The sequence below is a fragment of the Isobaculum melis genome, from assembly GCF_900111355.1.
Classification (GTDB): Bacteria; Bacillota; Bacilli; order Lactobacillales; family Carnobacteriaceae; genus Isobaculum; species Isobaculum melis.
Map to the genome: position 1 here is coordinate 35,925 of NZ_FOHA01000016.1, position 15,010 is coordinate 50,934.

The 15,010-nt window shown below is 34.4% G+C and carries 14 protein-coding genes, 1 tRNA gene and 1 pseudogene; 2 read left to right on the forward strand and 14 right to left on the reverse strand.

The features are described from left to right. Positions 1–42: 42 nt before the first annotated feature. From BMW29_RS11060 to BMW29_RS11075, 4 genes are all read right to left on the reverse strand, one after another. Positions 43–942: a sensor histidine kinase gene (locus tag BMW29_RS11060; RefSeq protein WP_092653356.1), complete on the reverse strand. Its 900-nt coding sequence runs from the start codon at positions 940–942 to the stop codon at positions 43–45. 27 nt (positions 943–969) lie between these two features. Further along, on the reverse strand, positions 970–1,773 hold the full coding sequence (locus tag BMW29_RS11065; protein ID WP_092653358.1) for a hypothetical protein: 804 nt from the start codon (positions 1,771–1,773) through the stop codon (positions 970–972). Next, positions 1,766–2,683 carry an ATP-binding cassette domain-containing protein gene (locus tag BMW29_RS11070; RefSeq protein WP_092653360.1) on the reverse strand — a complete coding sequence of 306 codons (918 nt, stop codon included), beginning with the start codon at positions 2,681–2,683 and terminating at the stop codon, positions 1,766–1,768. Before BMW29_RS11070 ends, BMW29_RS11065 begins: the two co-directional genes overlap by 8 nt. 90 nt (positions 2,684–2,773) lie before the next feature. Then, complete coding sequence (locus BMW29_RS11075; protein ID WP_092653362.1) at positions 2,774–3,442, reverse strand: response regulator transcription factor; 669 nt, start codon at positions 3,440–3,442, stop codon at positions 2,774–2,776. Between the two features lie 246 nt (positions 3,443–3,688). Here BMW29_RS11075 and BMW29_RS11080 point away from each other — a divergent pair, with 246 nt between their 5' ends. Both BMW29_RS11080 and BMW29_RS14080 read left to right on the forward strand, forming a co-directional pair. Next, entirely contained in the window at positions 3,689–5,764 is a 2,076-nt protein-coding gene (locus BMW29_RS11080) for a WG repeat-containing protein (protein WP_092653364.1), read from the forward strand. 31 nt (positions 5,765–5,795) lie between these two features. Next, positions 5,796–6,404, forward strand: a complete 609-nt coding sequence (locus BMW29_RS14080) for a hypothetical protein (protein ID WP_218139665.1) — start codon at positions 5,796–5,798, stop codon at positions 6,402–6,404. Between the two features lie 123 nt (positions 6,405–6,527). Here the strand turns inward: BMW29_RS14080 and BMW29_RS11090 are convergent. From BMW29_RS11090 to BMW29_RS13880, 10 genes and pseudogenes are all read right to left on the reverse strand, one after another. After that, a tRNA-Lys gene (locus BMW29_RS11090) sits at positions 6,528–6,600 on the reverse strand. A gap of 370 nt (positions 6,601–6,970) precedes the next feature. After that, positions 6,971–7,186, reverse strand: coding sequence for a hypothetical protein (locus BMW29_RS11100; RefSeq protein WP_092653367.1), 216 nt, complete (start codon positions 7,184–7,186; stop codon positions 6,971–6,973). 85 nt (positions 7,187–7,271) lie between these two features. Further along, positions 7,272–8,564: an adenylosuccinate synthase gene (locus tag BMW29_RS11105; RefSeq protein ID WP_092653369.1), complete on the reverse strand. Its 1,293-nt coding sequence runs from the start codon at positions 8,562–8,564 to the stop codon at positions 7,272–7,274. A gap of 219 nt (positions 8,565–8,783) precedes the next feature. Further along, the gene (gene dnaB / locus BMW29_RS11110) at positions 8,784–10,172 is read right to left on the reverse strand and encodes a replicative DNA helicase (protein ID WP_092653385.1); all 1,389 of its coding nucleotides are present in this window, start codon (positions 10,170–10,172) and stop codon (positions 8,784–8,786) included. Positions 10,173–10,716: 544 nt separating this feature from the next. Continuing rightward, on the reverse strand, positions 10,717–11,169 hold the full coding sequence (gene rplI / locus BMW29_RS11115; RefSeq protein WP_092653371.1) for a 50S ribosomal protein L9: 453 nt from the start codon (positions 11,167–11,169) through the stop codon (positions 10,717–10,719). Position 11,170: 1 nt separating this feature from the next. Next, positions 11,171–13,189, reverse strand: coding sequence for a DHH family phosphoesterase (locus BMW29_RS11120; RefSeq protein ID WP_092653373.1), 2,019 nt, complete (start codon positions 13,187–13,189; stop codon positions 11,171–11,173). Positions 13,190–13,350: 161 nt separating this feature from the next. Continuing rightward, positions 13,351–13,587, reverse strand: a complete 237-nt coding sequence (rpsR, locus tag BMW29_RS11125; protein ID WP_092653375.1) for a 30S ribosomal protein S18 — start codon at positions 13,585–13,587, stop codon at positions 13,351–13,353. Between the two features lie 42 nt (positions 13,588–13,629). Further along, positions 13,630–14,181, reverse strand: coding sequence for a single-stranded DNA-binding protein (gene ssb / locus BMW29_RS11130; RefSeq protein ID WP_092653377.1), 552 nt, complete (start codon positions 14,179–14,181; stop codon positions 13,630–13,632). A gap of 40 nt (positions 14,182–14,221) precedes the next feature. Beyond that, the gene (gene rpsF / locus BMW29_RS11135) at positions 14,222–14,521 is read right to left on the reverse strand and encodes a 30S ribosomal protein S6 (RefSeq protein ID WP_092653379.1); all 300 of its coding nucleotides are present in this window, start codon (positions 14,519–14,521) and stop codon (positions 14,222–14,224) included. Positions 14,522–14,854: 333 nt separating this feature from the next. Next, positions 14,855–15,010: pseudogene (locus BMW29_RS13880) on the reverse strand (IS110 family transposase); the annotation flags it as partial.

A 15,010-nucleotide genomic window follows, 5' to 3' on the forward strand; every position in this document is an offset into this window, starting at 1 on the left:
TATACCAGTTGAAATACATTACAGGTCAACCAAAAAGAAACTTTAATGAATAATTGGAAAAACCAAAGAAACAATAAATAATTGATTGCTGACTTCTGCCTCAATCTGACTATTCATTCTTTCCAAAAATTCTTTCACAATATATAGTCCCAAGCCCGTCGAATTTCCTGTTCTTGACTGATCTGACATATAGAATTGATTAAAAATTTGTGTCTGATCTATTTCATCCTCAGCATCAATCTTATTTTGAATCTTGATAACTGCATGGTTTTGCTGCTTTATTAAACTAATTTTAAGGTCTCCTTTACCATGATCCAGACTATTTTTTAATAAATTAAAAAAGACACGATTCAGGGCAGCTGTATTTGCTAAGACAAAAATTGGCTCTTCAGTAATGAATACTTCTGGCTCTAGTTTTTCATTTGAAGTCGCTTGATAAAAATTAAAAAGAGCATCATACAGCGTTTGATTCAGCTGCGTTTTTGCTAACTGAATTTCATAAGCATTATTTTGAAGTTTTGTATAAGTAAAAATGGTTTCTAGTAATTCATTGAGTGCTTGAATACGGTTTTCAATAATCGCAATATACTGTTCCTGTTTCGCTGGCTCTTGATTTTTAATCAATAATTGAAAATACCCATCAAGCGAGGTTAAAGGTGTACGAATATCATGAGCTAAATTCGTAATGGAATCTTTTAACTGCTGATCCTGCTGCTTAAATGCAATTTTTTGCTGTCGTTGCAAAATGAGCATTTGATTGAGCAACGACAGTAGTTTATTTAATTGCTTACTATTTAGCTGCTTGGTTAATAAGAGGTTGCTATCATGCTGCTGAATAAATTGTAATTGTTGATTAATTAATTTCAACTGTTGGCGATATTGAAATAAGCGAAACAGTAAAAATAGACAAATCAAACCAAACATAATGATAGCAAATTGCATTTAAAAACCCCCTTATTTCTGCCTTTTTTATTGTACATCTCTCTTTTGTTTCATTGTCACACTATAGGTTAACATCACAATAATAAACGTTAATGATACCACCAGGCTTCGAATCATTATTCCAGTAGCAGTATGTGTTGAAACCGTTGCAACAATGCCTGTTACCGTATAATCCATGATATTAAATGCATCTGATCCAACTAATTGATGAATGCCATCATTTATTGCTTGATAAAAAAAAGCAAAGCCACCCATTGGTAGTAGCATTCCTATTAACGTACTCACAACCGCTTGTTTGATTAAAGTAATAATCCCTAACATCAGCGCTAAAAAAGCAATATGGAAAACAAATTGTAAGCCCACTTCTTTTAGTAAATCAAAAATATTCCCTAATGTAATCGCATCAAAAAATAAATTTCCCACAAAAAATAAAACCGCTAATCCTACCACAAAATTGAGTACGACATAGACACTTAAACTAACAAATTTAGAGAGAGCTAGCATGCCTCTATTTTGAACTTGTCCTGCAATATTTTTAGTAAACCCTGACGCTTCTTCACGCTGAATAAACAAAACACTAAATATTGCAATGCCAAGCATAAAAACACGGCTACCTGCCATCGCTTGGAAAATGGTTTGTAAGCTCATCGTCTCACTCAATAATGCAGGATTATTGCCAATCCCAATAATAACTGGATCAACTTCCTTGCCAATTGAACCATGCATATTCTGGATCATAAAGGACATAAAAGCCAGAATCCCTAGCAACACCAAATACGTACTTCTTGAGCGAAACATACGATATAAATCCATTTTAATCACATTAAGCATGCGTTTCACCTCCTGTTAAGTTCAAGAAATAATCCTCTAACGAAACTCGTGAAATCGTCATTGAACGAATCCCAATATTGGCTTTTGCAAGTGCTAAATTTATTTCACTATTTCTAGCTAGTTGTTCATAAACTTGAATAGTCTGCTGATTCACTACTTTGTAATCTGTAATCCCCATTTGATCAAGCACAGGAGTGGCAAGACGTGGCGCATCAAATTGAATTTCAATATACTCTTTACACTCTTTCATCAATTGGTCATGAGAAATTTCTTTAATCAGCTCACCTTTATGAATAAAACCATAAGCCGTTGCCATTTTAGATAATTCTTCTAAAAGATGACTTGAAATCATAATCGTGATATTTCTTTCTGCTGCTAATCGCATTAAAATCTCTCGTACTTCTACAATACCTTCTGGATCCAAGCCATTGATCGGCTCATCTAAGATTAATAAGTCAGGTTCGCCAATTAAAGCCATCGCAATTCCTAGTCTTTGTCTCATACCTAATGAGAAATTTTTGACTTTTTTATTGCCCACATCAGCAAGTCCTACCAATCTTAATAAAGAAGGAATATAATCCTTTTCCTGTAAACCAATGCCAATTTTCTTTAATGTTAAATTATCCGCTGCACTCATATCTCCATATAAACCGGGTGCTTCGATTAGGACACCAATTCGTGAGAAATAAGTTTTTACTTTTGAGCCCATTTCCCCAAATAAAGAAATTTCTCGACTGGTAGGCGTTGCAAGCCCACTAATCATTCGCATAATGGTTGTTTTACCAGCACCATTTTTCCCTACTAAGCCATAAATTTCTCCACGCTTAATGTGTAAATTAACATTCTGAACAGCAAAATAATCTTTATATTTTTTACTTAATGCATTTGTCTCTAATAAATATTGACTCATCCATTTTTCCTCCTTCTTTTTCTTGCTACATTCATTCTATTTGATAAGTACAAATCCATCGCAAAAAAAAGTTAAAGAAAAGTTAAAGTCCTAACTTTGCAAAGTAAAACCTACTCCCCAGACTGTTTTAATCCATTCTTCTGCTGTTTCCTTTTTAATTTTCTGACGAATATTTGAAATATGCACATTCACCGTTTTATCTTCACCAATATAGAACTCATCCCAGGCATACTCGTAAATCTCTTGTTTGTTAAAGATTTTTTTGGGATAGGATAAGAGTAATGCCATAATTTTAAATTCTCGATGTGTCAGTGGAATCTCTTTACCTGATACAAGCAGTGCATTTCTATCTTGGTTCAAAGTAAGTGTTTGAAAAGTGATAAGCTGCCCTTGATGGGAATTTTTCTTTCGTAATTGTACTTGAATCCGTGCCAATAATTCTTGGATTTCAAAAGGTTTCGTCATATAGTCATCTGCCCCAACTGTTAATAAATCAACTTTGCTATCTAGTGCATCCTTTGAAGACACCACGATAATAGCCGCATGACTTCTGTCTTTAATCATCGGGACTAATTGCTCACCAGAAATACCTGGTAACATCAAATCCAATAGAATGAGTTCATAGTTTTCCTTTTCTAAACAAAGTAATGCCTCTGTTCCTGAAAAGGCTTGAGTACATGTATAAGCCTCTGATACTAATGTTTCATAGAGGAGATGATTAATATAAGGGTCATCTTCTACAATCAGAATCTGGGTCATTTGCTTCACTCCTTTATTTTTTTAACCATAATCATTTATCGTTCATCTCATGATATTTATACATAAATATTCCTTCTAAAAACAAGTTTAGTGTAAGTATATCAAATCATAACTAGATAACAAAAGGACTTTTTAACTTCTTACTGATGTTCAATCATTTTTATTTACTGATTGATAATTTTTAAACTATCCATTACAATTAAGGTAGACGCTATGTAGTCTATCTAAAAATTAGGAGGATATCACATGAACAAGAATATACCATATGAGATTCAAAAAGAAGGCAATGAAGGATACATATTTGTTAAAGAACAAGATACAAGAGATGCCTTATGGGCGATTTTTAAAGAGGATGGTACACAGCAAACACCTTTTCAATATGATCGGCTAACCGAATTTAAATTTGGCTATGCATCTGCCCGTGTTCCATTAGAAGTGATTGGTGAACATCGTTTTGTACCCAAATGCACCGAAATAGATAAGAGTGACAATGTTGTGATTTATGGAGATGAAGATTCTTATTCAAAGAAATATGATTGCCTCTTGGATAAAGATTTAAATGTTTTACATCAATGTTATTTTTCTGATATTGACCCATGTAGTGAAGATGGGTATCGCATCATTACAGATGGCGTACGAAAACGAGGCTTCTTTAAAGATGGCGAATTTAATATCCCAGCATTTGATTTTATTTTTGGTACTTTTACAGAAGATGACAAAAGAGTGCAGTTTGTAAATGGCTTAACGAAAGCACGATACTATTTTGAAGCAGATAAAGAAAAATTTGGTAGCTATATCACAAGAAATGGTTATCTCAATGAAAAGTATGAATGGGTAGTTGAACCTAAATATCATCATCTTACTGAATTTAAAAATGGGCTTGCTAAATTTTATCAACATGTTGAAGGAAATCCCTATGACTATCTTTGGGGCTATGTTGATCTGGCTGGGAATGAATACTTACCTACACTAAAAGATCAAACGATCCTCTTAAGAAACCAGCATGGGGAAGTCGGTCCACTAAAATCCATTGAAGATTTTTATGATATCGGCGACTCATTTCGTTATTTATTTGAAAATGGCAAATATGGTTTCTATGATAAAAAGGGACATGTTTTTGTTGAAGGTTTGTATGATGATGCCTCAACCATTATTTGGGGCGATATTGGCTATGTCAAAAAAGGAGAGAAATGGGCTTTTATCAATAAAACCGGTACTGAAATCACTGATTTTCTCTATGACCATGTCGGCTTTATTTCTCCAGGCTACGCCCAAGCACTGATTGGAGAGACAATGTATTTAATTGGTAGCAATGGAGAAATTGCAAAGAAAAAAAATGGTTATTTTGGTTACCGCAAAAAATTAACTCATTTCCAGACTGGAGAAACACGCAATTCATGTGGCTTTTACTTGCAATATCATTTTAATAAAAATGATAAATTTGATAAAAATTATTGGATTGGAATTGATGAATTTGATAAGGAAATCCGTGGCAATGAACCTGGCATGAATACACAATTCCCAGCAGATTGGAGCTACAATTTTGATGTCATTGAACACCATGAGCCTAGCGATACCTATTATTTTAAAACGGGAAATAAATACGGTGTAGATACAGATGGAAATAAAGTCGTTCTAGCAGATTTGAAAGAAAAATTCCCTGATGTTGATAATACAGATTTGTTAACAGACCTAAAAATCATTTATCAAAATAAGGAAGTACCTGCATTATGGCAAGACTTAATAAGACAGGGTTGGGCTTGGGAAACACCAAGAGAAGGACATGCTGATTGTAGCTTTAGCCGAGGAATTGCACTCACGCATTCAACATTAGAGGATGTTCAGATGTGTTTAGAACCAATGTGTGAAGATCCTGAAAAATATCTAACAGAAATGTTAAATACGTTTTATTATATTGCACAGGCTGATGGCACAGGGGCTGCTTATTATTACTTTATGTGTCACCCAGATCAACCAATTGAAGAAAATCCAATTGTATTTATTGGTTCAGAAGGGGAATGCAATCTTGTTGCTAGTAACTTGAAAGAACTCCTTCAATTATTAGCGACTGATACTGAACCAATGGGCGAATTTGAAATGGAAAAAGAACAAACACTCTCATTCTATAAAGATATGGATGAGCAGGAAACAACCTATTTACCAGATTATGTAGCTTGGTTAAGTGAACATGGCATTGAAGGAATTGTTGTGGAAGAAGAATTTCCTGATCAAGACCCACGTGCTCAAAAAATTGTTGATCGAGCAGTTGAAAAATACTTCGATAGACTTTATGCCTTTATGGAAAAAATTGGATTTATTTAAGGGAAAAGCAACTAGATAAAGGAGAACTCATATGAATCTGGAAAAATTCAGAAATGAAATGGAGCAAAACGATTATTTTATGAGTGAAGATAGCCATCAAGCGCTTCAAAATTTGAAATTTGAAACCCTAAAACCAGAAGATTATGATTTTTTAAAAGAACTCTATAAAAGTACAGATGGTCTATACATTAGAAATCAAATTCTGAAAGCTTTTGTACTCCAAGAAGAAGCTTATCCTTTAAAAGATTTTTTTGAAATGTCCTTTAAAAAAGAGCGTTATTTAGATATGCGCTTTCTTGCACTCCGCGGTTATTGTCGTTATGCAAGTGAAGAAGAAGTAGAGCCTTTTGTCATCAAATTCCAAGAGATTCTCCTAAAAAGGGAGCAAAGTACGCCTTATCATTATCAAGAATATGAGCCTCTTCGTTCTATTTTTGGGTTTCCTTATCTCATTAAAACCTATCAGTATAACTGTTTAATTGATTTGTTCAATCAACTAGAGCAGCAGTATCAGCATCTGCCTGACGCATTTAAAGGAATTTATACATTTGATGAGAATGGGACACAGGTTTTACTACGGAGCCCAAAAGAATCAAAACAAAGAATGGATGCTTTTTGGAGAAAAAAAGGAATGAGATAAATTTGATAGTGGTCGTCACAGTATCATCCTTTTAAACATTTTAGTAATATCAGATAGCGAAATAAAAAAACGTAGCGCTATTTAAGTGACTTATCACTGGATAGAACTACGTTTTTCTTATGATGGGTTGTGAGGGGATCGAACCCGCGACCCGCAGATTAAGAGTCTGCTGCTCTACCAACTGAGCTAACAACCCAATAAATTTTAATACATTTATTATAGCACAAACCTCAAAATTTGCACATAAAATCTGTTTTTTTTATGCTACCATTCATTTAATCTTTTAGTTAATTTTGTCATCGAGCGCAAATTTTTCATAGAATGATTGCACCTCTAGTATTTCACCGGCGTAAGCTTCCTTTATTTCAAATTGTTGAAACTGCTCGATTTTCTGATGATTTTGGCTCTTTTCATATTGATTTAAATAATCATAGAATTCCTCACACTCAAATTTTGTATAGAAACAACCATCCACATACATTCCTGATTGTAATAAAAACTGCGTCCATGATAGCTGTTTTGCTCATATTTCAAAAACAAACAAACAATATAAAAATCATCTATACTTAACGCTTCAAAATTTTGAAAAGGTTCTGAAAAACGTATTTTCGGATAATTCTCACTGCTTTGTCTTGATTTTTTTCAACTGAAAGCTCAATCACCCAATAAGGTGGCTCTTCTAGCGCTTCAATCATTTGATCACACCACTTGTAATAACTTTGATAGTCAATGAAACCAGTCTCTATTAAGACACTTAATTGATAGGCTTCTTCTTTGTTCATCCTCAACACCTCCACTTCATCTTGTCTATATGTAAAAAAAAGTAAAAGCTAAGTATGAATTGATACTTAGCTTTTACTCTATTTATTAAGCTTGTGCCCAAACACTTTCTAGCACATTTGTTTGATCTCTATCTGGACCGACTGAGAAGGTTGAAATACGAACGCCAACTAATTCAGAAACACGTTGTACATATTTCTTAGCATTTTCTGGTAATTCATCTAACGTACGGCAACCAGTAATATCTTCACTCCAGCCTGGTAATTCTTCATAAATTGGTGTGCATTCAGCTAATTCTTTCAAACTTGCTGGATAATGCATGATTTTTTCACCATTACGTTCATAAGCTGTACAGATTTTCACTGTTTCTAAGCCACTTAATACATCAATAGAGTTTAAGCTTAAATTTGTAAGCCCTGAGACACGTTTGGCATGACGCATCACAACTGAGTCAAACCAACCTACACGACGAGGACGGCCTGTTGTTGTACCATATTCACGACCAACTTCTCTAATTTGCTGACCAACATCATCAAATAATTCTGTTGGGAATGGACCATCACCAACACGAGAAGTATAAGCTTTACAAACACCTACTACTTTATTGATTTTAGAAGGACCCACACCACTACCAATGGTTACACCACCAGCAACTGGATTTGAAGAAGTAACAAATGGATAGGTTCCTTGATCAATATCAAGCATGACACCCTGAGCACCTTCAAATAAAACACGTTTACCTTCATCTAATGCATCATTTAAGATCACAGATGTATCACAAACATATTTTTTAATTTGTTGACCATACTCATAGTACTCTTCAAAAATGTCTTCAAAAGCAAGCGCTGATGAATCAAACATTTTGGTAAATTGACGATTTTTTTCTTCTAAATTAATACGTAAACGTTCTTCAAAAATTTCTTTATCTAATAAGTCTGCGATTCGAATTCCTACACGTGCAGCTTTATCCATGTAGGCAGGGCCAATTCCTTTAATGGTTGTCCCAATTTTATTCTCACCTTTCGCATCTTCTTGCAGTTGATCTAATTGAATGTGGTAAGGTAAAATCACATGGGCACGATCAGAAATACGTAAATTGTCAGCTGTCACGCCTCTTTCAGCTAAATAAGCTAATTCTTTAATTAAAGATTTAGGGTTTACAACAACGCCATTACCAATCACACTGATTTTATCTTTGTAAAAAATACCTGAAGGAATTAAATGCAATTTATAGGTTACACCATCAAATTGAATCGTATGACCCGCATTATCTCCACCTTGATATCGTGCAATTACTTCAGCATTTTCACTTAGAAAATCTGTGATCTTTCCTTTTCCTTCATCTCCCCATTGCGTACCTACTACTACTACAGAAGACATACGAACACCTCGTTCATTGTTTTTATTTGTTAAACTCAAACACCTATCTATCTTATCAGTTTTTACCATTTCAAGCAATAGAATCCCCTGCTTTTTTTAATTTTTTCTGGATAAAAAGGAATAAATTTCTTTTAGATGCATCTGATTGTTCGTGATTAGCTATTTTTGACGAAAATGTGCAAAAAAAGTGCCAATTTTCATTAGCACTTTCCTTAACTTTTAGCCATGTGGAATATCATCTGGCATATAAGCCAATGAAGAAAACTTATTGTATTCTTTTACAAATAATAATTTAACTGTTCCACGGGCACCACTTCTATTTTTCTCAATAATGACTTCAATAATATTATCTTGACTCGCACTATCGTAATCATTATTGTCATCATCTTCTCCGCCTTCTCGATCATAATAATCATCACGGTATAAGAAAGCAACAATATCCGCATCTTGTTCAATAGAGCCTGATTCACGAATATCACTTAATACAGGCCGTTTATCTTGTCTTTGTTCCACACCACGTGATAGCTGAGACAAGGCGATAACTGGTACTTTTAACTCTTTGGCTAGCTTCTTCAATTGACGAGAAATTTCAGAGACTTCTTGTTGCCTACTTTCTCTCCCAGTTCCCTCAATTAATTGTAGGTAATCAATCAAGATTAAGCCAATGCTGCCTTTTTCCTGTTTTAAACGACGACATTTAGCACGAATCTCTGTAATTTTAATACCAGGTGTATCATCAATATAAATATTTGCTTTAGACAAGCTGCCCATTGCGACAATCAAGCTTTGCCATTCTTCTTCTGATAAGCTACCTGTTCTTAAATGGCCAGCATCAATACTGCCTTCAGCACATAACATCCGGTTAACAAGTGATCCTGCCCCCATTTCCAAACTAAAGATGGCAACATTTTCATCTGTTTTCGTTCCAATATTTTGTGCAATATTTAAGGCAAAGGCTGTTTTCCCAACCGCAGGACGCGCAGCTAGAATAATCAATTCTTCACGCTGTAAACCAGCTGTCATCTTATCTAGTGCAGCATAGCCAGTTGGTAAGCCTGTTATCTCTTCATCATTTTGGTATAATTGATCGATTTGTGCAATCGATTCATTTAAAACATCTGAAATAGCTTTAAAGCCACTTGTGTTTCTTTTTTCAGAAACCTCTAAAATACTTTTTTCAGCTTGATCTAAAATACTTCCCACATCATACTCTTGCTCATAGCCTTGTGAAACAATATCAGTTGCTGTATAAATCAGTTTTCTTAAAAGCGACTTTTGCTCAATGATTTTCGCATAATATTCCATATTAGCAGCTGTAGGAACAATGACTGCAAGCTCTGCTAAATAATTCATCCCGCCAACATCTTCTAACTGATTTTTCGCTTCTAAAGCATCTGTAATCGTAATCACATCAATTGCTTCATTGCGATCATTTAACTCAATCATTACTTGAAAAATGAATTGATGGGCGCGCCTATAGAAATCCTGTGGTTCTAAAAATTCTAAAGCTGAGACAACTGAATCTGGTTGCAAGAAAATAGCCCCTAAGACCGCCTGCTCTGCTTCAATACTTTGTGGTGGCACACGATCCTGAAATGATTCATTCATCACACACAACGTCCTCCTCTTATCTACAATATTAAAAACATGTACTTTTATCCTATCCCACCTATTTTACATCAAATAAATCAAGAGTACAACGTTGTCATGTCTCTTGTCATGCCTCTTAGGATTTGTCATGCCTCTTAGGATTTTTAATCCTTAGAGACATGATACAGATCAAACACCGTTTGACTCTGAACCTTTGTCTATCTTAGAGACATGATACAAATCGAACAACGTTTGACTCTGAACCTTTGTCTATCTTAGAGACATGATACAGATCGAACTTGTTCGACTCTGAACCTTATCCCTACCCTAAACCTAGCACCAGTATTCCTTAATCACAGCATCCAAATCAAATAATCTTCATTTTTTATCCTTTATTCTCTACTCTAACTCCCAGCAATTCTATTCCCTATCAATAAACCAAACAATACAGCAATTAAGGAGACGAGATAAAACTCAAAAGTCTTATCTCGTCTCCTTATTGCTTCTAAAAAACCACATATTGCCTCCATAAAAGGTAACCAAAAGACAGGTTCTTTCTATTCTATTGTGCCACGACTTGGACTTTAATTGTTGCAGTAACTTTAGGATGCAATTTTGCAGGAACCTTTGTCACACCTAATGTGCGAATTGGTTCTTTTAATTCAAGCTTACGTTTATCTAATTTAATATCAAATTGCTTTTTAACTTCTTCAGCAATTTGTTTAGAAGTAATTGAACCAAATAAACGACTATCTTCCCCTGCTTTAGCTTGAATGGTCACAATCGATTCTTCTTTTCCGAATAGGTCTGCTAACTTTTGAGATTCAGCTAAGACTTCCGCTTCTTCACGCTCTTGCGCACGTTTTTTACCTGCTAACTCACTCATAGCTGCAGCATTTGCTTCTTGTGCTAAACCATTTTTGATTAAGAAGTTTTGCGCATATCCATCTGCTACATTTTTAGTTTCACCTTTTTTTCCTTTACCTTTTACATCTTTCAAAAAAATTACTTGCATATTATGACTTCCCTTCTACATATTCATCAATTGCTTTTTCTAATTGTTTTTTTGCTTCTTCTATTGTAACATTTTCTAACTGTGTTGCGGCATTAGATAAATGACCGCCTCCACCAAGTTTTTCCATAATCACTTGGACATTAATTTCACCTAAGCTTCTTGCACTAATGCCTATTTTGCCATCACTTCTACAGGTTATCACAAATGATGCCTCTACAGCTGCCATAGACAACATAGTATCTGCTGTTTGTGCTGCTACCACTGAATCATAAATTTTCTCTTCTTCACCACAAGCAATAGCCATATGATCAGAATAAAGAGTGAGTGTTTCAATTAAATGACTTCTTAAAAGATAGGTATCAACATTTTCTTTAAGCAAACGTTGGATTAAAACTGAATCTGCTCCTACTGATCTTAAATAACTTGCTGCATCAAAGGTTCTTGAACCTGTCCTTAAGGAGAAGCTATTTGTATCAACAGTCATTCCAGCTAACATAGCAGTTGCCTCTATTTTATTAATAGGTGCACCATCACTAGGCTGGTATTCAAATAATTCTGTAATTAATTCGGCTGCTGATGAAGCATATGGTTCAATATAAACCAATACAGGATTCTTAGGAAATTCTTCCCCTCTACGATGATGATCAATAATCACAATTTTTTTGGTTTGTTCAACAATCTCTGGCGCTACAGCAATAGATGGCTTATGAAAATCAACCATTATTAGTAAACTATCTGCTGTAATCATGGTTGATGCCTGTTCTGGTGTAATGATTGCATCATGAATGCCATGATCTTTTTCTATTTCTACCATCATACGTGAAACATCATTTTTAAGTTGATCTTCTTTCAAAATAATTGAAGCTTTCTTTCCATTCATTTCTGCAATTCTACGAATTCCTAAACAAGAACCAATTGCATCCATATCTGGATAACGATGTCCCATTACAAAAATTTCGTCAGATTGCTTAATTAATTCTTGTAGCGCTTGACTAATCATCCGAGAACGAACGCGCGTTCTCTTTTCCATAGGATTTGTTTTCCCACCATAAAAGCGTGCTTCACCATCAACTGATTTCACTACAACTTGGTCTCCACCTCGTCCAAGAGCAAGATCTAAATTACTCTGTGCAACATTTGCTAATTGAGATAAATCCGGATCTCCATAAGCAATCCCAATACTTAATGTTAATGGGAAATTTTGCTTAGAAGTTCTTTCTCTTATTTTATCAACAATACTAAATTTACTGTTTTCTATTTTTTCTAGTGATTTAGCATACATCAAACAAATAAAGCGATCTTCAGCGACACGTTTTAGATAAACTTGATATTCTTTTGCCCAACTAGTTAATTGTGTTGTAACATAACTATTTAAATTAGATGTTTTTCGATCATTCATACTTTGAGTAATCTCATCATAGTTATCAATAAAGATATTACCAATTACAATTTGCTGTTCCTGATAAACCTCTGCAATGTTTGCATAATAAGTGATATCCATTAGATAAACAACACGAATTTCTTCTTGCACAATAATTTGAAATTTCTTTCCATTCCAAGAAACTGTTTTTATTTCTGAAGATTCTTTTGAGTTATTCTTAATGACTTCCCCTAATTCTGGGTCAATATCTGATATTTTTTTACCTAGTACAAGCTGGTTACCTAGATATTTTTGCATATATGGGTTATTCCACTGCAACTCAAACTGTTCATTATAGAGCATAATACCAATCGGCATTTCAATAAGTGCATCTTGTTCTCCTCTTTTTATCCGATATGATAAATCTGAGATATAAGCAGTGGTTCCCTCTTCTATCTTTTGAACAGATAAATAGATTGTTCCAATGAGCACAACATATAAGAATAAAAGAATTAAACCAAATAGTAAATTGATAAAACAGGTTGCGATAATGAGTACAAATAGACTAAACCCAGTTATCAATACAGTATATAATATTTTAGGTTCCTTTAGAAATAGAGGAATCTTTGCATTCTGTACCTTTTTTTCATCTTTCCCCATAACTGCCCCCTTTCTAACACGCTTCACTTCTTTATTTTACCATATTTCATACTAAATATATAGTTTAAATAGCTATCAAGTCTTTAAAATGTTTCACGTGAAACATTAAAAAAAGGAATCAATTCTTGAACAAACAAGAATTGATTCCTTTATAACTAATATTATTCAGATACTACGAATGGTAGTAAGCCCATAATACGAGCGCGTTTGATTGCAACTGTTAATTTACGTTGCCATTTAGCTGAAGTTCCAGTTACACGACGAGGTAAAACTTTACCACGTTCTGAAATGAAACGTTTTAATAACTCAACATCTTTATAATCGATACGTTCGATATGATTAGCTGTAAAGAAACACACTTTACGGCGTTTTTTCCCGCCTCTGCGTTGTTGTGCCATCATAATCCCTCCTCTTTATATTATCCATTTATTTAATGGATCCTAGAATGGTAAATCATCGTCTGAAATATCAATTGGTTGTCCATTATTTGCAAATGGATCCGCATTTCTTTCAAAACTTTGATTCGTTGTTTGAGGAGCTGCTTGGTTATATTGTTGTCCTTGCGGAGCAGATGGTTGTTGCATGCTTGGAGCAGCATTACCACCACCGTAGTTATTACTTGGCGCTTGGCTTTGATTTCCGCCGCCACTACCTTGTCTTTGTTCGCTTACAGATTTTGATTCTAACATTGAGAACGTATCAACTACTACTTCTGTAACATAAACACGTTGTCCTTGTTGGTTATCATATGAACGTGTTTGAATACGTCCTTCCAAACCAACTAACGAACCTTTGCGTGTAAAATTAGCTAACGTTTCAGCCGTTTTTCTCCATGCAACACAGTTAATGAAGTCAGCTTCTCTTTCACCATTTTGATTGGTAAACTGTCTGTTTACTGCAACAGTAAAAGACGAAACAGCTGTTCCACTTCCTGTATATCTTAAATCAACATCTTTGGTTAAGCGACCAACTAATACAACTCGGTTAATCATATTTCCAGGCTCCTCTCATGAATGTTTCACGTGAAACATTTTAATCTTCTTCTCTGATTGTCATATGACGTAAAATATCGCCATTGATTTTCGCTAGACGGTCAAACTCGTTGATAGCTACAGCATCAGTTGCTGATACTTTTACGATATGATAGATTCCTTCTCGGAAATCTTTAATTTCGTAAGCTAAACGGCGTTTAGACCAGTCTTTTGATTCAATTACTTCTGCACCATTGTCTTTTAAAATATTATCGAAACGCTCTACTAAAGCAGCTTTTTCAGCTTCTTCGATATTAGGACGAATAATGTACATAATTTCGTACTTAGTTGCTTGACTCATTGACTGTTCACCTCCTTATGGACTTAGGCTCTTTATACGTTAAAGAGCAAGGAGAGCATTCTATTTCTAGATTACTCACGTTTGTTAATCATATCATAAAAACATTGATACTGCAATACTTTTATCGATTTTTTATTTATAAATTTACAAACAAACTCTATTCTCTTTTGTTGATTACTTTGTTTTTTTTAGATAAACAGGTATACTGAGAATAAACATTTTTAGAAAGACTAACTATATAAAGTCAAGCCAATATACTGAAAAATGAGTAAGCAGAATAATAGAAATAAGTGCACAACAAATAGACCTTGCTAAGCAATAATTTAAATTGTTCTATTGCCGAATTTCATAGGCTTCATTTTTCTTTAAAATGGCAAAAATAATATAGCAGAGCTTTCTAGAGACAGCGCCAAGTGCTGTGAGATGATGTTTTCCTTCGGAACGTTTCTTCTCATAAAAAGCTTTCAAGACAGGATCATGTTGTGAAGC

Bases quoted from the DNA above. Each gene is read 5' to 3' on its own strand.
- BMW29_RS11060 (WP_092653356.1), bottom strand. From the start codon at position 942: ATGCAATTTGCTATCATTATGTTTGGTTTGATTTGTCTATTTTTACTG.
- BMW29_RS11065 (WP_092653358.1), bottom strand. From the start codon at position 1,773: ATGCTTAATGTGATTAAAATGGATTTATATCGTATGTTTCGCTCAAGA.
- BMW29_RS11070 (WP_092653360.1), bottom strand. From the start codon at position 2,683: ATGAGTCAATATTTATTAGAGACAAATGCATTAAGTAAAAAATATAAA.
- BMW29_RS11075 (WP_092653362.1), bottom strand. From the start codon at position 3,442: ATGACCCAGATTCTGATTGTAGAAGATGACCCTTATATTAATCATCTC.
- BMW29_RS11080 (WP_092653364.1), top strand. From the start codon at position 3,689: ATGAACAAGAATATACCATATGAGATTCAAAAAGAAGGCAATGAAGGA.
- BMW29_RS14080 (WP_218139665.1), top strand. From the start codon at position 5,796: ATGAATCTGGAAAAATTCAGAAATGAAATGGAGCAAAACGATTATTTT.
- BMW29_RS11100 (WP_092653367.1), bottom strand. From the start codon at position 7,186: ATGAACAAAGAAGAAGCCTATCAATTAAGTGTCTTAATAGAGACTGGT.
- BMW29_RS11105 (WP_092653369.1), bottom strand. From the start codon at position 8,564: ATGTCTTCTGTAGTAGTAGTAGGTACGCAATGGGGAGATGAAGGAAAA.
- dnaB (WP_092653385.1), bottom strand. From the start codon at position 10,172: ATGAATGAATCATTTCAGGATCGTGTGCCACCACAAAGTATTGAAGCA.
- rplI (WP_092653371.1), bottom strand. From the start codon at position 11,169: ATGCAAGTAATTTTTTTGAAAGATGTAAAAGGTAAAGGAAAAAAAGGT.
- BMW29_RS11120 (WP_092653373.1), bottom strand. From the start codon at position 13,189: ATGGGGAAAGATGAAAAAAAGGTACAGAATGCAAAGATTCCTCTATTT.
- rpsR (WP_092653375.1), bottom strand. From the start codon at position 13,587: ATGGCACAACAACGCAGAGGCGGGAAAAAACGCCGTAAAGTGTGTTTC.
- ssb (WP_092653377.1), bottom strand. From the start codon at position 14,181: ATGATTAACCGAGTTGTATTAGTTGGTCGCTTAACCAAAGATGTTGAT.
- rpsF (WP_092653379.1), bottom strand. From the start codon at position 14,521: ATGAGTCAAGCAACTAAGTACGAAATTATGTACATTATTCGTCCTAAT.